Genomic DNA, 23,753 nt, shown 5'->3' on the forward strand with positions numbered 1-23,753 from the left:
CGGGATGCAAAGGTACGTTTTTTTCTGGTATGTTGATTAAAGATTTGTGCGATTCTGATTTTATTGGCCTAATAGAGGAATACTCGGGGAATATTCAGGTTGCCGTCTCATCGCTCGGTGAAGTGGAGTAACTTTCCTATTACCGAACCACTTTTTTGTCGCAAAATCGGGATATCCCATTAAATTTGATGAAAATCATTCCTTTTAAAAGGAAACCATCGTGAGCAACCTTCGCCAAACAAGCCAATAATGCTCATGATGGCCTCATTGCTGTTAAAACAATTACGCTAATGAAAAAATCAGTACTTTTCTTTTGTTTCATGCTCATTTCGCGGCTACTTATGGCCCAAGAAAGTTTTCCCGTAAACGGTTCGCATGACGAACGGCCGCGATTGTATGCTTTAACGAATGCAACCATCGTCGTGAGCGCCGGAGAAGTTATCCAAAACGGTACCTTATTGGTGGATGGGCAACGGATAGCGGCCTTGGGCAAGGGTCAGTCCATTCCAAAGGGCTATGTGACCATTGATTTACAGGGCAAATTCATCTACCCGTCGTTCGTCGATGCCTTTAGCGAATACGGGCAGCCCAAAGAGGACCGAGGAGCAGGCCAACAAGGGTTTGGTGGCGGACGGCGAACCCAGCTATTTGAGTCGACCAAGACGGGGCCTTACGGCTGGAATGAGGCGATACGTCCGGAGACAGCGGCCAAGGAGACCTTCACGGTGGACCAGCGGCAAAGCGAAGAGTTGAAGAAGATCGGATTCGGCGCTGTACAATCCATCGTGCGCGATGGCATTGCGAGGGGCAGTTCGACGGTAGCTACCCTAGCCGATTCACGGGAAAATGAAGTAATCATCCTGCCGGAGGCAGGCGCGCATTATTCGTTTAGCAAAGGGTCAGCAGAAACCAGCTATCCATCATCACTGATGGGAACAATCGCGTTGCTGCGACAGACCTACTATGACAGCCAGTGGTATGCCAAGCAGGACGATGAATACAATATGTCTTTGGAGGCCTTTGATAAGCTGCAAGCGTTGCCGCAGTTTTTTGAGGTAGATGACATGCTCGATATCCTCCGGGCCGACAAAATTGCCAAGGAGTTTGGAAAACGTTATATCATCAAAACCGGAGGCAACGAATACCAGCGGATTGCCGAGGTGAAAGCCACCGATGCCAGCCTGATCGTGCCGCTCAACTTCCCGAAGGCGTATGACGTGGAGGATCCGGTGGATGCCCGCAACGTGTCACTGGCGCAATTGAAGCACTGGGAAATGGCACCGGCTAACCCAGCGCTGTTGGAAAAGGCAGGCATTCGCTTCGCGCTCTCGCCGATAGGGTTGGATAACCTGCGCGATTTTTGGGGCAACCTCCGGCTGGCCATCGATAATGGACTCTCGCCAGACTATGCCCTGCGGGCACTCACCGAAATACCGGCAGAAATGCTGGGGCTGTCAGACAAGTTGGGTACCCTGGAAGCGGGGAAACTAGCCAATTTTATCATCACGAGTGATACCTTGTTCAAGCAAGGTACGGTGATCTATGAAAATTGGGTGCAAGGGAAAAAGTTTGTAACAACAGCAACTTACGCAACGGCCATTACGGGCGAATATGCCACCCAGCTGCCGGGTGTAGGTGCGGCGAAACTGTTTATCCAAGACCGAGACGGTAAATTGGAATCCCACCTGACCATCGGGAACGATACCGCCGAGACGAAGGTAGCCGCATCACGCGTCGGCGATTTGTTATCTTTCAGCTTCAATCCGAAAGGGCAGCAAGGCAGTACGCGCATTAGCGGCTATGTCGTCGAAGGTGATCCGATCGCTTTGAAGGGGGAGACCGTGCAGCCGGATGGCACCTCATCGCCGTGGACGGCCACCTATACGGCTGCTTACGCCGCGAAACCCTCAGACAAGCAACGACGAGGTGGTGCGAATAAAGTGGTTGCTGAAGGCGACATCATCTATCCCTTCGAGGCTTTTGGCAATAAGGAACTGCCACAAGCGGAAGCCGTGCTGATCAAAAATGCGACAGTGTGGACGAATGAGACGGACGGTATCGTGGAAAATGGGGATGTGCTGTTGGCTGGTGGAAAGATCAAGGCTGTCGGGAAAAACCTGTCAGCAGGCGGGGCAACAGTAATCGACGGAACGGGAAAGCATGTAACGCCGGGTATTATTGACGAGCATTCGCATATTGCCGTAAGCAGGGGGGTCAATGAAGGTTCGCATTCGGTTACTGCGGAAGTGCGGATAGCAGATGTGCTCAACTCGGAGGATATCAACATCTATAGGCAGTTGGCCGGCGGGGTGACCACGTCGCATCTGCTCCACGGGTCGGCCAACTCCATCGGTGGCCAATCCCAGTTGATTAAGCTGCGCTGGGGAGAAAATCCTGAAGGACTGAAATTTGGGGAGAACGATGGTTTCATCAAGTTTGCGCTGGGCGAAAATGTGAAGCAAAGCAATTGGGGCATTACGGGCACCCGTTTCCCCCAAACCCGCATGGGTGTAGAACAGGTGTTTTACGACGCATTCACGCGGGCGAAGGAATATAAAGCGCGCACAGCGGCGAATGACCCGACGCTTCGGCGCGACCTTACCTTGGACGCGCTGGTAGAGATACTGGATAAAAAGCGGTTTATCACCTGCCACTCCTATGTACAGTCCGAGATCAACATGCTGATGCATGTGAGCGACAGCATGGGCTTTACGGTGAACACCTTCACCCACATCTTGGAGGGGTATAAACTGGCCGATGAGATGGCCAGTCGGCAAATCGCTGGTGCATCCTTCGCCGATTGGTGGGCGTATAAGATGGAAGTACAGGAGGCGATTCCTTATAATGCTTACCTCATGCATAAGCGGAATGTGCTGACCGCCATCAACTCGGACGATGCCGAAATGGCGCGCCGACTTAACCAGGAAGCCGGAAAGGCTGTGAAGTACGGCGGGGTGAGTGAGGAAGAAGCGCTGAAGATGGTGACCCTCAACGTAGCCGAAATCCTGCATGTAGCTGACCGGGTGGGGAGCCTTGCTCCCGGCAAGGATGCCGACATCGTGATCTGGAGCGATAAACCGCTGTCCATTTACGCTAAGGCAGAGAAAACCTTCGTAGATGGCGTGAAGTATTGGGACATCGATGAGGATGCGGCAAAGCAACAAGCGCTGAATGCAGAGAAGGCGCGGCTTATCCGCAAGTCGCTGCAGGCAAAAGGGAATGGCGGTGTGACACAACGGGCCATTGCCCAACCCAACATGGAATACCACTGCGAGACCATCGGCGAAATCGGCGAGTTTGAAGAATACATGAATTAAGGGCTTTTCAAGTAACACGGCAATGAAATCAATCGTCACATATTTATCAGGCATAGCAGCACTGCTGCTCGTCAACGGGGTGGCCAAGGCACAGCCAACTATCTATCCGGCCAAGGCCCAGGAAGGGCCTGTGGCCATCACCGGAGCGACCATCCACGTGGGAAATGGTCAGCTGATTGAACAGGGAACACTATTATTTGATCAAGGGAAAATCACCTATGTGGGCGGACCTACCGCCATACCCGCCGGAGCGCTGACCATCGACGCCGCCGGTAAACACGTTTATCCAGGGTTCATAGCGCCCAATACCAACCTGGGACTGGTGGAGGTGGAATCGGTACGGGCGACGATCGACTACGCCGAAGTGGGCGAAAACAATGCCCATGTCCGCTCGCTGGTGGCCTATAATACCGATTCGAAAGTGATCAACACCTTGCGCTCCAACGGCATATTGCTTGCGCAGATCACACCGCAGGAAGGGTTGGTATCCGGACAGTCATCCATCGTACAGTTGGATGCCTGGAACTGGGAAGATGCGGCATATGAGGTAGACGAAGGCATCCACATCAATTGGCCGACGGTGCGTTTCGGACGTTTCGGCGGCGGCGCATCCGATCCCGATGTGCAGAAAGCACAAGTGCAGGCCGAAATTGCCCGGTTGGCGGATTATCTCAACGAAGCCAAAGCCTATGCGGAGCTGAGCGGCGACCATGCCAGCAATGCACGGTTTGAGGCGTTCAAGCCAGTATTTTCCGGTGAGCGCAAGGTATACGTGCATGCCAATAGAGCCGCGGACATCATCACCGCAGTGTCAACGTTGAAAAGGCTCGGGATTAGTCCGGTACTGGTAGGCGGCACCGAAGCCCATTTGGTGACCGACCTGCTCAAAGACAATCAGGTGCCCGTGATCCTTCGGCAATCGCATTCCCTCCCGTATGCGACCGATGCCGATGTATACCTTCCGTATAAGCAAGCGAAATTGCTGACCGATGCGGGACTGTTAGTGGCGTATAGCATAGACGGCTTTTGGCAACAGCGCAATTTGCCATTCATGGCGGGTACGGCAGCGGCCTATGGGTTGGATAAAGAGCAGGCGTTGGCGACCATTACCGGCAATACCGCGAAGATACTGGGCATCGATGACCGTACAGGTACGCTCGAAGTAGGAAAAGACGCCAATGTGATCATATCAGATGGAGACGCACTGGATATGCTCGGCAATGCAGTGGTGCGGGCGTTTATCCAGGGCCGGGACATCAACTTGGACGACCTGCACAAACAACTGTTCGAGCGGTATGAGTACAAATATGGGCTGACCGAAGATAAATAGCGGTTGATCGCATAATGGATTGCATAAAAAAAGAAGCTGTCAAAAATGACAGCTTCTTTTTTTATGCGGAGATGGCAAGCGCGCTTAAATCCTTTTGGATTTGATACGTGCAGCTTTGCCGGTCAGGCCACGCAGGTAGTACAGTTTCGAGCGCCGTACTTTTCCATGGCTGTTTACCTCGATCTTCTCGATATTCGGCGAATTTACCGGAAAAATACGCTCAACGCCTATACCATTGGAAATCTTACGTACGGTAAATGTTTGGTTGGCACCGACGCTATTGCGTTGGATGACCACACCTTGATAAACCTGAATACGCTCTTTGTTGCCCTCGCGAATTTTATAGTGAACGCTAACAGTATCCCCAGCCTTGAATGCGGGAACTTCGTTTTTTGTTACCGCTTGTTCTTCTACAAATTTTACTAAATCCATGATTTTAAGTAATTAATGACGATTATTATCCCGTAAAAATCGAGCTGCAATATTAGTGATTATTTTTGGAATATGAAAACCGTTTGTCAAAAATTAATTGTGAAGTTGTTTTTGGAATCTGGATTTAATTTATACCTTTGCAGACCCTCAAGGGACGGGGTGTAGCGTAGCCCGGTATCGCGCCTGCTTTGGGAGCAGGAGGTCGTAGGTTCGAATCCTGCCACCCCGACAATACTTACACTAAGTAAGGTCAAAAACCCGCAAATTGAACGAATTTGCGGGTTTTTTGTTTTCCCCCCCATACCAAATAAACCTTAAAGAATATCAATCAACATGTGAGCTATTCGGTGAGTGATTTGCTACATTGAGAAATTCCTGTTCCCCCGTCATTTCCAACCAGCGCATAAACGGCTACATAAAGGAAATAGCGGACATATGTGGAATCACCAAAAGGCTTACGTTCCATATCGCACGGCACGCGTTTGCTACTACGGTCACATTGAGCAACGGCGTACCCATCGAATCGGTGAGCAAGATACTTGGACACACAAGTATCCGAACCACATAGATTTATGCCAAGTGGTCGAACACAAGTTAAACGAGGATATGCAGAACCTCAGCGGGAGATTATTTTGTTTTTTTAATATCTTTAGAAGATCTAGAGTTCTTGAATGATGAAAAGATTTCTGATTATATTGGTAATTCCTGTTGTGTTGATTCTCGTAATCAACCTTGTTATATATGAAGAGGTTCCTGAATCGATAAGGACTGTACAGAGGGCAGAAATTGAACGTTATGGTACTATTGTTAAAAGCATATCTATAACTGACACCGATTACCATGATTTACAAATGCTTGATTCTATACTTGTTAGTAATAGGGTTCTGATGTTGGGAGAAAACGTCCATCACGATGGGCAAACCTTTAAGGCAAAAAGCAGGCTTATCAAATACCTGCATGAACATATGGGATATCACGTCGTCTTATATGAAGCCGGGCAGTACGACACTTGGTGGATGAATAAGGAAATGAATGAACGAGATAATCCACAAGTCTCCGATGATTCGATCGGTGGAATTGGTTTGTTTAATTTTTGGTGGGCAAATCAAGAATCAAAACCGCTCATCGATTATTACCTGAAAACGAAGTCAACTGTCACTCCCATTGAACTAGGCGGATTTGATATCCAATTTTCAGGAGGAGTGTTGACCGATACACGCATGCAACTAATAAAAAGCTTTTTTGCCAAGAACGGAATAAATCTTGAAAGCTACCCTACTTTTAGCACGTATTTGCCAGACCTTCATTTATTATTATACAAAGCCTATGCGGACAAAAGGCTCGACGATAAACAAAAAGCACACTTCCTCGATGAAATAACTCAATTGGAGCAGGTTACATCGACCCTTGAAACATCCGAAGAAAACACCATGTATGCAAGATACCTTAATGATATGAGAAATAATTTCTTTAAATCATGGAAATATGAGTCAGGGTCAATGGCAAGCATGCACTTTAGAGATTCGTTAATGGCAAGAAACCTTATCTATCAAATTGATTCCGTTTATACAGATCAAAAAGTTATCGTATGGTGCGCCAACATTCACACTTTTGCAAGCAGATACAGTAAAGATTATCTCCCAATGGGAACGTATATCAAAAATAGGTACGGGGAATCCGCCTATATGCTGAATTTTTCCTCTTATGCCCGATACCGTGATGGAAATAAGATTGTTGACAAGCCCAGCAAGCTTGCCATCGAAAATGCTTTTCATGCAACTGGATTTCCTTATTTTTTTGTCGACCTAAAAAGCCTTCCGCAAGGCTCGTTTTTAAAACATGATTTTGTTTCAACAATTAATCAAGGAGTCGCTCAAAAACGAGTATGGAGTGATTTTATCGACGGGATCTTCTATATCGATATTAACAGAAACCCCACTTATCCAGAAAAATGACGGAGAGCATAACGACAACAAACCTATGTTATAAAATTGGTTCCAAAACCATTTTGAGTGGCATTGATCTTCACGTACCGATGGGGAGTGTTTATGGCTACCTCGGTAGGAACGGAGCAGGTAAATCAACCACAATCAAGTTGCTTCTTGGACTTTTGAAAAGCGAGGAAGACAATATTCTTATCCAGGGGATAAGCCTAAAACAAAGAAGCACACAAATCCACTCAATTGTTGGAAATCTAATAGAAGCTCCTTGTTTTTATAATAACCTGACCGTATATGAGAATTTGAGATACCTGGATATTATTCATAAAAGGGGAGCAAGGCGAATCGACGAAGTCTTGGCGTTAGTGAATCTTCATTTAGAAAGAAAGAAAAAAGCAAGTGCTTTGTCGATGGGAATGAAACAGCGATTGGGGATTGCTATGGCTATCTTTCATGATCCACAGCTGTTAATTCTTGATGAGCCACTGAACGGGCTTGACCCACAAGGTATTTTTGAAATGAGAAAGTTGTTCCAAAATCTTAACGAACAAGGGAAAACCATTTTTCTGTCGAGTCATATCCTCAGTGAGTTGGAGAAAGTAGCAACCCATATCGGGATTATTGAGAACGGGGGTATGATCTTTCAGGGAACAAAAGATGATTTTTTAGGTAAAATAGAAAGACATGTTCGTCTTAGGATCGATGATGTTGAAACGGCAATTGCTGTTTTATCACCTTTAGGTTTCTCTATACAGCATGTTGGAGCCAATAAGATTTTGGTCACGATCAATGGTGATCAACATTTTAATTCACTTGTAAAAAATCTGATTTACAATGAGATTGGGATATATGAAATTGAATCCCAAAATGCTAATTTGGAACAAACCTTTATCAATTTAATATCCAAGGAAAATGACTGATACATTATATAGGGCTATTTCATCCGAACAGTACAAGCTCACTAAAAACAAGGAGATATTTGGGATTTTGTTAATACCCGTAGCCTTGATTGTACTCATCGACGGATATCTTATTTACGAAGCCAACAAATCAGGGTTTGTTGATTCCGCTGCCAATCCTTGGAAAATCCTGTTGGGGAGGTACGTCTTTCAATTTTTTTATATACTATATCCCATCCTTGTCGCGATTTTCGTCCATGCATGCTGTGATATTGAATATAAAAACAACAATTATAAAATCCTCTTTACTATTCCATTGTCTAAAACAATGATTTTTTTTTCAAAAGCCCTTTTTATTTTGTTCATTGTTTTGCTCTCCGTAATATTATCTTATTTGGCATTTTTGTCTAGTGGTTACTTGTTGAGTTTGATGTATCCAGAAATTGGATTCCAAAATTATGACTATCGGGAAGTTATTTTCTGTACTTTCCTAAAGCTTTTTGTTACACTGACAGCGGTTTCTATGATTCAGCTATCTATAAGCCTTGCTTTTAAAAACTTTATCTATCCAATTGGCGTTAGTGTGTTTATGACGGTATTTTCCATAATAGTAGCACAGAAGAAATTTTCAGATTTTATTCCTTATAAAGGCTCTTACAATTCATTCGCAAATATTATGAACGAAAATAGTTCTTTTGAAAGACTGGATTACAGTAATACTACAATGATAATTATATTTCTATTGGTAAGCTTTTTTCTATTTAAACGAAAAAAAGTGGTTTAGGTAAAAATTCTTCACCAAGGATTATATCCGTAACTTTCCTTCAAAGGACAAACCTAAAGATTTGAAAATATGCTGTAAACCAATACAGAAGCATATCAAAAATGACCATTCGGAAAGCAATTATTTTTAAATTTGTGCTTTATGCAGTCAAAAATGGACCAGAGATTTACCGACATCATAAACCTAATAAAGCAAGCCCGTTACAACGCGATAAAAGCCGTAAATGCAGAACTGATAAACCTGTATTGGAATATAGGCGAATATATCAGCAAAAGGGTTGAAAGCTCCAATTGGGGGGCAATCAGTTGTAAAGGAATTAGCTGTACATATACAACGCAATGAACCCGAAATAAAGGGTTTTTCAGATAAAAACCTTTGGAATGAAGCAATTTTATGAAGCCTACAAAGACTTTCCAAAACTCTCAACACTGTAGAGAGAATTAAAAGCCGATGTAACAAATGCTTTCAAAGACAGCTCGAGATTTTCGAGAACAGTAATGCCGAAGAAATTTAAGTATAAGTACATTAAAGCGTGTCAAAGCAATTAGTGATGCCCTATATAAGTACATTTAACAAGTATGGCAAACTAATCCCACCGCGCATTTGTGGCCTGGGAAACCCACTCAAGCACATTCCTAAGATCAAAACCAGTTAACCATGCGGCGAAAACGAACGGTGTTCAACAAAGTCCCGTTGTGCCTTTCCGGGGAGCATGGTGGGGATGCGTTGCGCAATACCCTTTGCGCCATCGTCCCCGGCGTGGTTTTCTATTGGCTGGGGCAAGCCGATATGGCCGTTGCCGCAGGCATGGGTAGTCTGCTCGTGTCGCTGACAGATGTTCCGGGTAACCGGGGTGACAAGTGGCGTTCGGCCTGTTGGAGCATGTTCCTGTTTTTCACGACCGCACTTGCCGTGGCGGCTTGCCTGCCTTATCCGTGGGTGTTGGTGGTATTGCTTATTATACTTGCCTTCGCGCTGACCATGCTGTCGGTATTTGGCCAGCGCTTTGCCGTAATGGGGATGATGGCGCTTATCCTGTCGGCATTCACCATTGGCCTACGGCCTACGCAACCATTGGTGTTTGGTATATACGTCACCATTGGTGTAATTTGGTATTACCTCATTAGCCTTATCCAGGTTTACATCAGCCCGTTCCGTTCCCTGCGTTACTCCTTGGACAATGGCTTCCGTAGCACGGCTGCGCTGCTACGTGCCAAAGTGCTGTGTTACGACGAGTCGGTGCCTGTGGAAAAGGCCTACCAGCGGATTAGTGCGCTCCATGTCAGGGTAAGCGATCAGCAGGAACTCGTAAGGCACCTTTTGCTCCGCGATAAAAAACTCATCGATGTAGCTAACAAGCAGGCCGTGCATTGGATGGTCCGGACGTATGGCCTGATGGATCTGTATGAATTGGTGACGGCCCTCGATCACGACTATGAATCCATCCGTGGTGCGCTCGCTCCGGTGGGCGCCCTGCCGCATGTCCGCGAACTCATCGCACTATTGGCAGAGGACGTGGAAGCATTAGCTGAACTACGTGCTAATGGAAAAGAGGATGGTTGGGAGGGGCGTGTGTTGACCATTAAACGGACCATAAGCCGGTTGGAGGGACTTTGCGGTACCCACCCGGGTGAGCCCGCGCAGATACTGGGGGCTATCATACGCAATGTTCAGCAAATCATCCATTGCATAGGACGCATCCGTTCAGCAGCCAACGATGTACTTCCCCGACCTGCGTTGAGTAAGCAGATCGATTATCGCCCGTTTCTTTCCCTGCCCCTGGGCGGATGGCGGGCTTTCCGGACACAGCTTTCTTTCCGTAACCAAGTATTTCCCTTTGCGTTGCGCCTGGCGTTGTTGTTTGGTTTGGGTGGACTGATAGGGCTGGCGTTGCCGGCTGATCGTTATGCCTACTGGATATTGCTGACGGTCGTTATTGTGGCGCGACCTGGGTTTGCCATGACACAGCGCCGCAATTTCCAGCGCATTTTAGGTACGTTGGGGGGCGTGCTGCTTGGATTGCTCTTGCTTTACCTGGTCTCGGACGTCAGGGTGCTGTTGGTGACGGCCGCTGTTTTCCTGTATGGGTTCTTTGCGTTCAATCGGTTGAATTACATGATCAGTGTACTTTGTATTACACCGGCAGTCATCATCGGACTTCACCTCTATGAAGGAGATATGGTCGACATACTTGGTAGCAGGGTGGTCTTTACACTGATGGGGTGTTTACTTGCGATAGGGGGGTGGTACCTTGTACCCGTACGGCAAAGCCATAACCTTGACGCCCTGGCGCGTGCCGTGACGGGAAAAAACCAGGATTATTTCCGGACAGTCATAAAACGGTGGCTGGGGGATGTGACCGATGGGTATGGCGTGCGGTTGGCCCGCAAGGAGGCCCATACGGCATTGGCGTCGTTTTCGGATGTTGTACAACAATTGCAGCGTGAACCAGGTAGGAATAAACAGGACTGGGAAACCATCCACGCCTTCCATATGCTTGCCTATCGTGTTAATGCACTGATAACTGGGTTGTCGTTGGCCGGATCGGGTATTACAGACTTGAGTGATGCCGAAAGCCAAGACCGAGACCCACGGGTGGTGTACTTAAAACAGTTGCTTGTAACGCTCGGATCGCGGCAATCTCTCTTGACCCAGCGCTAATTTTTCAACGAAGCCATATCAATTACGAAGCGGTAGTGCACGTCGCCTTTTAACAGGCGCTCATAGGCATCATTGACCTGTTGAATATCAATCAGCTCGATGTCTGCGGTGATATTGTGCTCGGCGCAAAAATCCAGCATCTCCTGTGTTTCGCCGATGCTGCCGATGGTCGATCCTGCAAAGCTTTTCCTGGCAGGAATGAGGCTGAATGCGGCGACGGGGAGCGGGTGCTCGGGTGCCCCGACAAGGGCCAGCGTACCGTCGCGTTTCAGCAACTGGAGATAGGCGTTCACATCGTGGGAGGCGGATACGCAATCCAGGATGAAATGTAGGCTATTGGCGTGCTTTTCCATCTGCTCGGCATCGGTGGATAGGATCACTTCATGTGCGCCCAGGCGCTTGGCATCTTCCGTTTTGGACGCGGATGTGGTGATGACGACGACATGGGCGCCCATGGCTTTCGCGAGTTTGACACCCATATGCCCCAAGCCGCCGATACCGACGATGCCTACCTTTTTGCCCGGACCGACACCCCAGTGCCTAAGCGGTGAATAGGTGGTGATGCCGGCACAGAGCAATGGTGCCGTGGCAGCCAGATCAAGGTTGTCGGGTACACGCAACACGTAGCGTTCGTCTACCACGATGCTTTCGGAATAGCCGCCGAAGGTTTGCACATTCAAGTGCTTATCCGGTGAGTTGTACGTCAATGTATTGCCCTGTTCGCAGTATTGTTCGAGCCCCTCTTTGCAGGAGTCACACTCCCTGCAAGAATCGACCATACAACCCACCGCCGCTAGGTCGCCTACGTTGAATTTGGTGACATGATCGCCTACGCGGGTGATCTTGCCGACGATTTCGTGGCCGGGAACGACGGGGTAAACACTGTTGTGCCATTCGTTTCGGGCCGTATGGAGGTCGGAATGGCAGATGCCGCAGAACAGGATATCGATTTCAACGTCGTGGGGTGTTACGTCCCTACGTTGGATATCCAGCGATGTTAGTGGGGTTTCGGCAGCTGCGGTACCGAATGCTTTTATTTCTTTTATAGCCATGGTTCGACATTTTTAACAAATGTAAGGGGATATTGTGTCTTTAGCCAGCGGCAATTGGCTTATAATTTGGTGAGTTTATCTGTAGAAGTTGTAACTTGCATTTTCTGATCACAAAGCCATGAAAATTATCCTTACCGGAACGACGGGAATGGTGGGCGAAGGGGTGTTGCTGGAATGCCTCGCCAATCCACAGATCACCGATGTACTGAGCGTCAGCCGCAAACCCTGTGGCCACATGCATCCCAAACTGAGTGAATACATCGTACCTGATTTTTTGGAACTAACGGTTGATGACGGGCATTTCAAGGGCTATGACGCCTGTTTCTTCTGCGCTGGCATCAGTAGCGTGGGATTGAAGGAGCCTGAATATACGCGTATCACGTTTGATACAACCGTACATTTTGCGAAGGTGGTCTTGCAGCAAAGCCCCAGTGCCGTGTTCATCTACGTCAGTGGCGCAGGAACAGACAGCACAGCGCAGGGGAGAAGTATGTGGGCGCGGGTAAAAGGTAAAACAGAGAACACGTTGGCCGCTATGCCGTTCAGAAGGGTATATAACTTCCGTCCGGCATTTATGAAGGCAACCAAGGGGCAGGTGCACCTGCTGCCGATTTATCCTTACCTGGGCTGGATGTATCCGTTATTGAAAGTACTGGTGCCTAATGGCGTGAGCACCTTGCAACAGGTGGCGCAGGCGATGATTCGGCTCGTGAAGGAAGATCTCCCGAAAACGATCATCACAGTCAAGGATATAAAAGCATTGGCTTGAGTACTTTTTGCATATTATACAGTTATTGTGCTGATATATAGATAATTGAATTAATTACATGAAGTGAAAGCCACTAACTTTAACTAAAACTAATAAATATATACTAATCAGTATAGTTACCTATATTATATAACTTATTAAGTTAATTAAGTCAAATTTCCTGAGGCGAGATATATTTGTAACTTTAGGGCGTTATTGGATAAACCTCGAGACATGAATAGATCGACAATTTATAGTACGTTGTGCATTGCTGGTGCAGCCGCGTTGATGAGTTGTGGCGCACCACAATCGATGCAAGACCTGACGAAATCGGGATTGGATAGGCAACGTTTCCAAACGGTGGTCAATGGTGATTCGACGGACTTGTTTGTGTTGAGCAATTCGAATGGAATGGAGGTTTGCTTGACCAATTACGGCGGCCGCATCGTGTCACTGATGGTGCCGGATGCCGGGGGGCATTTGCGGGACGTGGTCCTGGGGTTTGATCACATCGGTGAATATACGGCTCAGCCTTCTTCTTTTGGCGCGACGGTGGGACGGTATGCTAATCGTATTGACAGTGGACGTTTTATGTTGGAGGACGATACCATCCAGCTGGATATCAACAGCGGTGTGCACTCCATTCATGGCGGCCGGGAGGGATGGCAATATCAGGTGTTTGATGCACAACAACCAAACGATAGCACATTGGTGCTTTCTTACGTTTCGCCCGATGGCGAGGGCGGGTTCCCTGGTGAGGTCAGCGTGTCGGTATCGTATACGGTAACCTCCTTGAACGAATTGATGATCGGCTATGAGGTACAGACCACGGCGAAGACGGTCGTGAACGTGACCAATCACAGTTTTTTCAACCTTTCGGGTGACCCCAGCACGACCGTGTTGGACGATGTGCTTTATGTGAATGCCAGCCAGTATACACCCTTGGATAGTACGTTGATTACCACCGGAGCGCTAATGCCGGTAGCAGGTACCCCCTTTGACTTTACCGAACCGATCAGCATCGGTGAGGCAATGGCGCGCGACTCCGCCCACACCCAGCTGCAAATCGCATCGGGTATCGATCATAATTTTGTGTTGGATACGCGTGGGGATACCCGGGAATTGGCGGCACGTCTTTATTCACCGCAAAGTGGCATTGCGCTGGAGGTATATACCAACGAACCGGGTATGCAGGTGTACACCGGGAATATGCTGGACGGCTCCCGGATAGGGAAAAACAAACAGCCTTATCATAAACAAACCGCGGTTTGCCTGGAAACCCAGCATTTTCCCGATTCACCCAATAAGCCCCATTGGCCATCCACCGTGCTTGAGCCGGGTGCACCCTACATGAGCCAGTGCATTTATCGATTTACCGCGGAAAGCGACAATCGGTAGCCCGAAATGTAAAAAAATGTTAAAAAAACAGGTAGCACTCAATAAAATTGTTTTATTTGCGTTTTGTGTATAATGTGGAGAAGTGGTGACATAATTATTTTGTTGCCAACAAACTTAAATTAACACTGAATCAACGTTGAGAATTCTAACTACCAGTAATAAAAAATGATTTTAAAAAAGAATGTGCTTGCACTGGTGATGCTTGTTGTGGTGGTATTGGGTGCCAGTTTCATTTTCCTTTCGTCTTTTGACAACGAGCCTGAACAAGTAGCCCTTTCCGCCGAAACGGCCGATACAAGCAACGTCCCTGAACTTTTATACGGATTAGCAATCGATGAATATGATATCGAAACGAAATCCGTGGAACGCAACGAGTTTCTTTCAGATATCCTACAGCGCTACCATATTGATCTTCCGCGTATCGCCACGCTGACTCGTAAATCAAAACCGGTCTTTGATGTACGGAAGATTGCCGTAGGACATGATTATACCGTATTCAAGGACCAAGCCGGGAAGGCGGCATACTTCGTCTACCAGCCCAATGCAATCGATTATGTCGTTTATGATCTGCGGGACAGCATAGCGGTATATAAGGAGCAAAAAGCGGTGGACACGAAGGTTGAAACAGTTGCCGGCATCGTCGAAAGTTCGCTATACCAAACGTTGGAAGCAAAAGGCGCGAGTCCCGATCTGGCCGTGCAACTGGCCGAGATCTACGGATGGGCCGTCAATTTCTACCGCATCAACAAAGGCGATTGGTTTAAACTCGTGTACGAACGGAAATATGTAGACGGTGCGCCCATCGGTCCGGGCAGGATACAATCAGCGATATTCGGCCATGGCGGCAAGGAATACCAGGCATATTATTTTGAGCCTGACGATGGAAAGCCGGGAGCATATTATGACGAAAATGGGAAGAGCCTCCGCCGGACATTCCTCAAAGCCCCATTGAAATTCAGTCGCATCTCATCCCGCTTTACCATGCGCAGGTTCCATCCCGTGCAACGCCGGTGGAAAGCCCATTTGGGAACGGATTTTGCAGCTCCGCGAGGCACACCCATCGTGGCGACTGCTGCTGGCGTGGTTACCGAGTCAGCTTACGGGGGTGGCAACGGCAATTATGTCAAAATCAAGCATGATAACGTCTACACCACCCAATATTTGCACATGAGCAAGCGCGCGGTGAGGAGAGGGCAACGGATTGCACAAGGACAGGTGATCGGTTATGTAGGAAGTACCGGCTTAGCAACCGGACCGCATGTATGCTACCGGTTCTGGAAAAACGGACGGCAGGTAGATGCCTTGGCTCAGGTGTTTCCGCCATCTGAACCCATTAAGAAAAAATATCGCGTAGCATTTAATAGGACACTCAATGTGCACCAACACGCGCTCGCATCCCTCGACTTCGAAGAGCAAAGCAATTTAGAAGTTTACGGTGCGCTGGCGTTTAGCATTGAAAGCCTCTTTGAACCCACTGAAGACAACAGCCGCATCCTTGATGGTTTCTCGGCGCAAATGCTGTAAAAAATCAATTTCGTTGGTTTACTAAAAAACCCCGGTGATTCACATCAGCGGGGTTTCTACTAACTAAACTAAACAACTATATAAAACAAACCATATATAGATCTTATCGACGCGGTATCACGTCGTATTTCAAAAATCGTTTCTCATTGCTCCAGGGCATAGTCGTTGACGACCTGGCGCCAATCTTCGCGCTCGGGGATCCTTGGCTTGCGCTTGCCGAAGAACTGCACAATCACATTGCCATCCGTGTCAAACGCCTCCAGACTGGTCACTATGCCGTCTTCGGTGGGTTTCCTGACCAGCCACACGCTTTCGATGCCATCCTCACGCAGGTGCATGTTGAAGTCGGGATCGAGCACGTTGAACCAAGGTCCGGTTTGCAGCAATTTCTTTACCTTACCGGTGTGGATCTGGATGCAACCACGGCTGCCGATAAATACCATGATTTCCAAATCGCGTTCGGACACCCCCTCCAGGATGCGTTTCAACGAAGATACTGTGATTTGTGTGGCGTGCCCTTCCGGCGCCAACCGCATGGCTTGGCGGCGTGTGATGCCGAAATCGCGCAGCATGCCGAAGAAATGGTGGGTATCTTTCAGGTCGAGCCACGCTTGGCGGAATCCGGCTACGTCGATTTCACTATCCGGGATTTCCACGATGGATTTGTCTACCGTGGTCGTCTCTAAGGGACCGTCCTGTATGGGTGCTTGATATCGGGCAACTAATGTTTCATATGCGGCGACGTCGCTTTGCTCGGTGAGGTAAATTTTATGCACCGCTTCGCCGTCTTTGTCGAAAAACTGTAGGCTGCGGCGATCCCCTTCCTGCACGGCGAATCCGAAATGCCACGCAGTCATGAACAGCCGGAGATCAATATCGGGATTGACCACGAGGCCGATATGGCCATTGAACGTGGCTTTGGTATACGTGCCTTTTCGCTCGTGCACAGCATGGTCATTGCGTGTAAGGGCCATCACATACCCGAGCGTGTTGATCTCTTTCAGGATATTTTCGAACTCGGGTTTCAGTGCGATGTTATCATCGCCAGTGGCCACCAGGTCTGCTTCGGAAACGCCGAGTTGCTTGGCCGCATCGCGGATGCGAACCTTGGGGTTCTCGACTTTGAATGATTGATATTGCGCTTTGAGCGAGATTGTTGTGTTTTCCATGTTATATGTTATTTTTAATGACAGCTTGTTCGGATAAAGTCATTGATGGAATCACCAATGGACACTTAAATTCTTCATCATCGAGTAACCGCACACGAATATTGAATGCCTGATGGATGTTTTCACAGGTGACCACTTCACGTGGCTTTCCAAAAGCGATGCGTTTTCCTTTTTTCAGAATCAATACCTTGTCTGCATAGCGCGATGCAAAGTTGATGTCATGCAGGATACTCACCACGCAATACCCACGATTGGCCAGGTTTCGGGCCAATGACAGCATTTGCTGTTGGTAAAGCAGATCCAGCCCGTTGGTTGGCTCATCCAACAATAGGATTCCCTCGGGTTGGTCGTAGATCTGTGCAATAACACGCGCTAGCTGCACCCGTTGTTGCTCCCCTCCAGAAAGCGTATGATAATCGCGGTCGGCAAACTCCGTAATGCCCGTTTCGTCCATGACGGTCTTTACCATGCGGACGTCGTCTTCCGTCGGGTTGTTGGCAAAGTGCGGGTATCGGCCCATCATCACGAGTTCGCGTACACTGAAGGATATCGATAGCGTGTTGCTCTGCGCCAGTACCGCACGAAATTTGGCCAACTCTTCCAGTTTATAGGTTTCGATAGGTTGTTGGCGGATGTAGATATCACCCCGTGCTGCAGGGATTTCCTTGCAAAGCAGCCTCAGCAAGGTGCTTTTTCCGGCGCCGTTTGCTCCGATGATCGCTACCAGTTGACCGGGTCGCACATCGAAACTCACATCGTCAATCAACTTGGCGTTGCCTACCGAATAATGGATGTTTTTGACTTCAATCATGGTCTCCTAATTTACCCTGCCGTAGCGTTTGTGTAGTCAAAATTCAGTTTAAAATTAACAATTTCAATGACATCTACATGAACAAGCGTTTAAAAATTGCCGATCCTTACCTACCGATGCCCCGTTTGCGCCGCTCTACCAGTATGATGTAGATGAACACCGGTGAGCCGATGATCGCCGTGAGTATGCCTATGGGCAACTCAGCGGGGGCGAAGATCGTACGCGCGACCAGATCGGCGGCGACTAAGACAGACGCCCCTAACAGCGCAGAGCCCGGAATGACCAAGCGATGGTCGGCTGAAAACGCCATCCGCAGGATGTGGGGTATAACCAGGCCGACGAAACCGATGATGCCGGATACCGCCACCGAGGCACCTACGCCCATCGTCGCCATCACGACAACGAATTTCTTTAGCAGGCCTACATTGATGCCCATGTGACCCGCCTGCGATTCGCCGAGTGCAAGTGCGTTCAGCGACTTGCTGAAAAATGGCAGGGCTACGAGGGATACCGATACGAATGGCAGAATCCCCGTAACGGTCTTCCAGCTCGCCCCACCAAGGCTACCCAACGTCCAAAAGGTGATGTTGCGTAACTGCTCGTCGGTAGACATGTACGTAAGCAGTCCGGTAAACGAGCCGGCCAGCGCGTTGATGGCGATGCCGGCCAGTAATAATGTTGTGATGTCTGCTTTGCCATTGCCCACCGCCAAACGGTATACAACAAAAGTCGTGGTACAGGCGCCGATAAATGCCGCGATGGACAAGGCGTGGTAACCAAATACGGTGGTCAATACACCGAAAAAGCGATGCTCCAATACAATGACCATGACGGCAAAAAGCGATGCGCCTGACGAGATGCCGATCAGTCCCGGCTCGGCCAAGGGATTGCGGAAAAGGCCTTGTAATGCCGAGCCTGCTATGGCGAGCGTGCCACCCACCAAGGCGCCTAAAAGGACACGCGGCAGGCGGATGTTGAGCAATACGGCTTCCTGCTGCGGCGCAAAACCTACGTGGTTATTCAATCCGGTTCGATAAGCAATCATGGACCATAGTTCTGAAGCACTGATCTTTACCGCACCTACACAGACCGACAGTGTGCAAGCCGCGATCAGCAAAACCAAGAGAACGATCAGTAGGGTGCGATGGTTTTTCACTCAATGTATCTTTTCAGCCAGCGTGGCGATAGCGTCTCCTAAGCGCGGACCGAACCCGGTAAGAAACTGCCCATCCATTTCCACGACGTTCCTGTTTTTCCCCGCATTGGTTTCGCCGATGCCCTGCACTTGCAACAGCCCATCGATGCCTCCTAAACTGGAAAGTCCGCTATCGAATAAAAGAATGACGTCAGGATTAGCAGCCACCAGCGCCTCGGCGGTCAACGGTTTGAAATCCGTGAACCCCTGGGCGGCGTTGTCGCCACCGGCCAGCTTGATCATCTCGTCTACCTGCGTACCCTGGCCTGACACCATCATGGTGCCTGTGCCCCGGGCGTAGATGAACAACACCTTTGGCTTGCTTGATGACTGTGCGACGATGGAGTCAGCCCGCGCCAGATCCACCTCCAACGCAGCGACGATGGAGTCACCCTTCGCCGCATATCCAATGCTGTCGGCGACGGATTTGATCAACCGCTTGGCGCCCGCTACCGAATATTCATGGTCGAAGAGCAAGAGCTTGGTACCCGCGACCTGGATTTGCTGGGCAATTTCGGGTTTCACCATATCGGTGATGCCCAGCACCCAGTCGGCATTTAGTGCGAGTACGCCTTCTGCTGAGATATCCCGATTATGACCGATTTTGGGCTTCTGTAGTAAACTCGTGGGGTAGGTGCTGGCCACATCCACACCTACGATGTGATCCTCAAGACCCAGTGCAACGAGGATTTCGGATATCGTTCCGTTGGTGGATACCACGTTGGTGGAATCGGATAGGGCCGTTTGCGAGGTGCTGGAAAGGTTGCAAGAGCCAAGCGCAAACGCCAACAGGAACGCCAATCCCATAAAAAAGATGTTCTTTTTCATATGTAAATATAACTGATTGTGAAACAACCGCATGGTGTATGGACCTACGTATGTCAACTATTTCAGATTCGTCGAGCCATCGGGCTGGATGATATACCTGAACGTATATATCCGGCTTTGCGGTCTGGTTTCCAAATTGACAAACTCCTCGGAGTTTGTGTCAGGGTTCCCAAGATAGTAGCTGATGAATTCGATTTTTGCGTATTTATTGTCGTGTGTTTTCACGACGAGGATACGGCCTGGAGTCGGCAAGACAGCATGTTGGGCGCCGCTTGGTGCTTGACCGGTATAGGTGTATACACTGCCAATCCCGGCAAGGTCTTCTGCGGAATAGCCGGCTTCAGCTGCGACGACGTAGTTATCGAAAATACCTTCTATCACTTGCGCCTCGGCGCCGTTGCCAAATGAGAAACTGCTGCTGTTGAGTTTAATATCCCAAGTGGCGGCTGATTCTTCCACCGCTGTTCCCGTTGACAGGCTGAAAAATACCGGACCTTGCGAGCCATCTAAATCTTCCACGGTCTTTACCTCAAGCTCAGGTGTGACGTTGTCGTCATCGTCACCCTTACTGCATGACGTAAACGAAAGGCAGGTGATGCCCAGTATCAAGGCGATGGATCGTGTGTTTAGGGTGTTAAATGTAGTTTTCATTGCTATTTTGATTAAAATTATGAGTAGAAATTAGTTGGCAAACCGGTAAGATAACCCTCCGTAGATCAGCCGGCCCGGTAAGTAACTGATGTATTCCCTGTTGGTGAACCCGAAGATGTTGTCGGCGGTAAACTGTAGTCGTAGCGTGTTGTTAAAGAGCGATTTTGATATTGAACCGTTGAATAATGAATAGCCGTTTACGTATTCATTGTCCAGGTTGATGATGCCATTACCATCCGTATCGCGGATGCCATACCTGCCCCGGTAGTTCCAGCGCAACGACAGGCGTATTCCGGTATGGACTTCATCATAGGATATCCGTGCATTAGCCATGTACTTGGATCGGCTAAGTAAGCCGCCGTAGTCACTTCGTGCTACCGCCACAGTCTGTCCTGTCTCCGGATCGCGGGCATAGGCGCGCCCTTCTTTGACCTTGTTCCACTCGTCTACGTCCTTGGCTTCGAGGTACTGGATACCGCCCCCCACTTCCAGCTTCTTCGAAAGCCAGTAGGTGATATCGGCCTCTGCACCTTGGGTGAATACTGCATTGCGGTTGAAATAGGAGAATACCGACTGCCCGTTGGTCTTGATTGCGATGCTGGCGGTAGAGATGAGATTATCTACATCGTTCCGGAAAATGCTGACATTGGCCGTCAACCGCTCTATTGGTTGCATGCGAACCCCAAGATTGTATGCCCATGAACTCTCGGCATTAAGTCTGGAAAGCGTGGAAGGGTCTATCAATACCTCGCGGATCTGCCCTTCGTCCTGTAGCCGTTGAAGGCTTTCTTGGAGGTCTTCATAACCGAATACGCTGTAGCCCGCTACAGCATTGGTGAAGTTCAAGTAGAGCTGTCGGAAGTCCGGTGCCTTATAACCCCGGCTTGCCGATGCAAGAAACGTGATTTTTTTATTCCATTGGTAACTGGCTGCCAGTTTCGGACTGAACTGCGACTTATAAACATTGTGCAGGTCATAGCGGCCCCCGGCGACGATGTTGAGCCGCTCGGCGAATCTCCAATCGGCTTGGATATACCCATAGCCGGTATTGAAACTTTTTTTCTCTTCGTAGCGCGTGGCTTCAACGGTTTCGTATTGATAGCCGATGCCGGCAGTAACGGTCAGGTTGGGCCGCACCTCGTAGTTGTGCTGAAATTCGCCCCGTGTAAATCCCTGGTCGAAGTACGTTTCATCATACAGTTCCTGGGTATCTTCATAACGAATGGAAGATTCCGTGCTGTACGTAGCCCGATAGAAGCGCAGCATGGACTCGTGGGCGTCCGAAAACCGGTGTGTCAGGCTTGGAAAGATGCTGAAATCGCGCTGTCCCCCTTGGCCGGATACGACCCGGTTTTCTATTCCATAGCGGTCATCCTGCAAATTGTCATAATAACGGAGGGATACGTTGAGTTTCGTTTTATCCGAAACATCATATCCTGCGCGGCCGGTAGCCGTGTAAGCGGCAAATGGGGCTACCGTTTGGAAGCCCGACTCGGGCAGCAGGGTGTATCCTTCATTGCTGAATCGATTCAAGAACGCGGACAACGTCAGTTTATCCGAGCGGTAGGCACCATCCACACTGATGTCTGCCGATCGGTTCGTGCCGTAGCGTGTCGCTATTCCGGCCGATGTACCTGTTGGCGGTGTTTTCGTAATAATGTTAATCACCCCGGCCATGGCCTCGCTGCCATACAAGGACGAGGAAGGACCTTTGACAATTTCGATGCGGTCAATATTGCCCATGGTGATGCGGGAAAGCTCCAAGGTGCCCGAAGTACGTCCGATCACGGGCTCCCCGTCAATTAATATCATGGTGTATTGGGCGTCGAATCCTTGCATTTGTACGCCAGTCCCGTGGTCGCCGACTAACGCAAGACCTGTTTGTTCGGCTAAGATATCGTTAAGCCTTACGATCCCTCGGTTTTGGATTTCCTGGGCTGAAACCGTGGTGATGGGGATGGGGAGCTCTTCGATTCTTCTGCCCGTGCGGGTGGCAGTGACCACCACCTCCTCAAGGGGATTGGTGGCTAGCGTGTCCACCGATTGAACAAGGGTTGCCTCCTGCGCCATCAATGGGGATGTAAGCCACATCAGAAAATAAACAAGCCTCGGTTTACTGCCCATTATTTAGATTAATTTTAAACAACGAAGCAAACATATCGGTTATTAAGAATAATTCCAAATAATTTACACGATTTATCTCAATAAGTTTTTGAACCAGCCGTTTTATACCTTTGGTGACGGAAGCAATCGACAAGAAATCATGGGCAAGCCCTATCAATTGGAAATATGTGCCAACTCAATCGCCTCGGCCTTGGCCGCGCAGGAGGGAGGCGCAGATCGCGTGGAATTTTGCCAAAACCTGGAAATGGGGGGGACGACGCCCTCCGCCGGACAGATTCGCCGTGTCCGTGAATGGTTGACGATTGATATCCATGTCTTAGTACGGCCCAGGATAGGAGACTTCCTGTATACGGATCTGGAGTTTGAGGAGATGAAGGCAGATATCCGCTTTTGCAAAGAAGCGGGGTGCGATGGCGTGGTGATCGGGCTGCTGCACGCTGATGGGCAGGTTGACAAGGAACGGACAGCCGCATTGGTGGCGCTGGCTCATCCGATGCACGTGACCTTTCACCGAGCGTTTGACATGTGCCGTGCGCCTTTTGAAGCGTTGGAAACCATCATCGCATGTGGATGCGGCAGGCTGCTGACCTCCGGTATGGAAAACACGGCAGCGGCGGGTTCGGGCTTAATCCGGAAACTCGTCGACCAAGCGAATGGAAGGATAACCATTATGCCGGGTTCGGGTATCAATGAAACCAATATCGCTAAAATCGCCGAGTCAACGGGCGCGACAGCATTTCACTCATCAGCGAAAGTGACCTTAATTAGCGGCATGATGCATGCCAATCCCACGGTAGAAGGGATGGGGGGCGAAGTCTGGGTATCCGCTAAAGAAAAAATCCGCCAAATGGCGGATATATTGAAAAACCTAAAAGGATCGTAATCGGCCC

General features: G+C 49.0%; 20 protein-coding genes and 1 tRNA gene. 13 read left to right on the forward strand and 8 right to left on the reverse strand.

Features of this window, described 5'->3' with window-relative positions:
- Nucleotides 1-290 precede the first annotated feature (290 nt).
- Nucleotides 291-3,317 (forward strand): amidohydrolase family protein, encoded by a 3,027-nt coding sequence (locus ACMGDE_RS05635; protein ID WP_436831793.1) that lies wholly within the window; start codon nt 291-293, stop codon nt 3,315-3,317.
- A 22-nt stretch (nt 3,318-3,339) separates the two neighbouring features.
- The gene (locus tag ACMGDE_RS05640; protein ID WP_436831794.1) at nt 3,340-4,647 is read left to right on the forward strand and encodes an amidohydrolase family protein; all 1,308 of its coding nucleotides are present in this window, start codon (nt 3,340-3,342) and stop codon (nt 4,645-4,647) included.
- Between the two features lie 84 nt (nt 4,648-4,731).
- Here the strand turns inward: ACMGDE_RS05640 and rplS are convergent, their stop codons facing one another.
- On the reverse strand, nt 4,732-5,079 hold the full coding sequence (gene rplS, locus ACMGDE_RS05645; protein ID WP_436831795.1) for a 50S ribosomal protein L19: 348 nt from the start codon (nt 5,077-5,079) through the stop codon (nt 4,732-4,734).
- 155 nt (nt 5,080-5,234) lie between these two features.
- On the opposite strand from rplS, the gene ACMGDE_RS05650 reads away from it, so the two are divergent.
- The 7 genes from ACMGDE_RS05650 (at nt 5,235) to ACMGDE_RS05680 (ending at nt 11,363) form a co-directional block, all read left to right on the forward strand.
- Nucleotides 5,235-5,308: transfer RNA gene (locus ACMGDE_RS05650), tRNA-Pro, on the forward strand.
- Nucleotides 5,309-5,443: 135 nt separating this feature from the next.
- The gene (locus tag ACMGDE_RS05655; RefSeq protein WP_436831796.1) at nt 5,444-5,647 is read left to right on the forward strand and encodes a tyrosine-type recombinase/integrase; all 204 of its coding nucleotides are present in this window, start codon (nt 5,444-5,446) and stop codon (nt 5,645-5,647) included.
- A 106-nt stretch (nt 5,648-5,753) separates the two neighbouring features.
- Nucleotides 5,754-7,034, forward strand: coding sequence for an erythromycin esterase family protein (locus ACMGDE_RS05660; RefSeq protein WP_436831797.1), 1,281 nt, complete (start codon nt 5,754-5,756; stop codon nt 7,032-7,034).
- Complete coding sequence (locus ACMGDE_RS05665) at nt 7,031-7,939, forward strand: ABC transporter ATP-binding protein (protein ID WP_436831798.1); 909 nt, start codon at nt 7,031-7,033, stop codon at nt 7,937-7,939. Before ACMGDE_RS05660 ends, ACMGDE_RS05665 begins: the two co-directional genes overlap by 4 nt.
- Nucleotides 7,932-8,702, forward strand: coding sequence for an ABC transporter permease (locus ACMGDE_RS05670; protein ID WP_436831799.1), 771 nt, complete (start codon nt 7,932-7,934; stop codon nt 8,700-8,702). Before ACMGDE_RS05665 ends, ACMGDE_RS05670 begins: the two co-directional genes overlap by 8 nt.
- Before the next feature lie 153 nt (nt 8,703-8,855).
- Nucleotides 8,856-9,044, forward strand: a complete 189-nt coding sequence (locus ACMGDE_RS05675; protein ID WP_436831800.1) for a DUF1016 N-terminal domain-containing protein — start codon at nt 8,856-8,858, stop codon at nt 9,042-9,044.
- A gap of 315 nt (nt 9,045-9,359) precedes the next feature.
- Entirely contained in the window at nt 9,360-11,363 is a 2,004-nt protein-coding gene (locus ACMGDE_RS05680; RefSeq protein ID WP_436831801.1) for an FUSC family membrane protein, read from the forward strand.
- On the opposite strand, the gene ACMGDE_RS05685 is transcribed toward ACMGDE_RS05680, so the two are convergent.
- The gene (locus tag ACMGDE_RS05685; protein ID WP_436831802.1) at nt 11,360-12,415 is read right to left on the reverse strand and encodes an NAD(P)-dependent alcohol dehydrogenase; all 1,056 of its coding nucleotides are present in this window, start codon (nt 12,413-12,415) and stop codon (nt 11,360-11,362) included. The genes ACMGDE_RS05680 and ACMGDE_RS05685 overlap by 4 nt on opposite strands.
- 118 nt (nt 12,416-12,533) lie before the next feature.
- Here ACMGDE_RS05685 and ACMGDE_RS05690 point away from each other — a divergent pair, with 118 nt between their 5' ends.
- The 3 genes from ACMGDE_RS05690 (at nt 12,534) to ACMGDE_RS05700 (ending at nt 16,085) form a co-directional block, all read left to right on the forward strand.
- Nucleotides 12,534-13,184 (forward strand): Rossmann-fold NAD(P)-binding domain-containing protein, encoded by a 651-nt coding sequence (locus ACMGDE_RS05690; protein ID WP_436831803.1) that lies wholly within the window; start codon nt 12,534-12,536, stop codon nt 13,182-13,184.
- A gap of 213 nt (nt 13,185-13,397) precedes the next feature.
- Nucleotides 13,398-14,561, forward strand: coding sequence for an aldose epimerase family protein (locus ACMGDE_RS05695; RefSeq protein WP_436831804.1), 1,164 nt, complete (start codon nt 13,398-13,400; stop codon nt 14,559-14,561).
- Between the two features lie 165 nt (nt 14,562-14,726).
- Nucleotides 14,727-16,085, forward strand: a complete 1,359-nt coding sequence (locus tag ACMGDE_RS05700; protein WP_436831805.1) for a M23 family metallopeptidase — start codon at nt 14,727-14,729, stop codon at nt 16,083-16,085.
- A gap of 143 nt (nt 16,086-16,228) precedes the next feature.
- Here ACMGDE_RS05700 and ACMGDE_RS05705 read toward each other — a convergent pair whose 3' ends face one another.
- From ACMGDE_RS05705 to ACMGDE_RS05730, 6 genes are all read right to left on the reverse strand, one after another.
- Nucleotides 16,229-17,254, reverse strand: a complete 1,026-nt coding sequence (locus tag ACMGDE_RS05705; protein WP_436831806.1) for a hemin-degrading factor — start codon at nt 17,252-17,254, stop codon at nt 16,229-16,231.
- A 1-nt stretch (nt 17,255) separates the two neighbouring features.
- Nucleotides 17,256-18,065 carry a heme ABC transporter ATP-binding protein gene (locus tag ACMGDE_RS05710; protein WP_436831807.1) on the reverse strand — a complete coding sequence of 270 codons (810 nt, stop codon included), beginning with the start codon at nt 18,063-18,065 and terminating at the stop codon, nt 17,256-17,258.
- Nucleotides 18,066-18,171: 106 nt separating this feature from the next.
- Nucleotides 18,172-19,221 (reverse strand): FecCD family ABC transporter permease, encoded by a 1,050-nt coding sequence (locus ACMGDE_RS05715; RefSeq protein WP_436831808.1) that lies wholly within the window; start codon nt 19,219-19,221, stop codon nt 18,172-18,174.
- Entirely contained in the window at nt 19,222-20,088 is an 867-nt protein-coding gene (locus ACMGDE_RS05720; RefSeq protein WP_436831809.1) for a heme/hemin ABC transporter substrate-binding protein, read from the reverse strand. It lies immediately after the preceding gene.
- Nucleotides 20,089-20,145: 57 nt separating this feature from the next.
- On the reverse strand, nt 20,146-20,739 hold the full coding sequence (locus ACMGDE_RS05725) for an HmuY family protein (protein WP_436831810.1): 594 nt from the start codon (nt 20,737-20,739) through the stop codon (nt 20,146-20,148).
- Nucleotides 20,740-20,769: 30 nt separating this feature from the next.
- Nucleotides 20,770-22,863, reverse strand: coding sequence for a TonB-dependent receptor plug domain-containing protein (locus ACMGDE_RS05730; RefSeq protein WP_436831811.1), 2,094 nt, complete (start codon nt 22,861-22,863; stop codon nt 20,770-20,772).
- An 88-nt stretch (nt 22,864-22,951) separates the two neighbouring features.
- On the opposite strand from ACMGDE_RS05730, the gene ACMGDE_RS05735 reads away from it, so the two are divergent.
- The gene (locus tag ACMGDE_RS05735) at nt 22,952-23,746 is read left to right on the forward strand and encodes a copper homeostasis protein CutC (protein WP_436831812.1); all 795 of its coding nucleotides are present in this window, start codon (nt 22,952-22,954) and stop codon (nt 23,744-23,746) included.
- Nucleotides 23,747-23,753 lie beyond the last annotated feature (7 nt).

Origin of the sequence: Parapedobacter brassicae, from assembly GCF_051400755.1 — a bacterium.
Lineage (GTDB): Bacteria > Bacteroidota > Bacteroidia > Sphingobacteriales > Sphingobacteriaceae > Parapedobacter.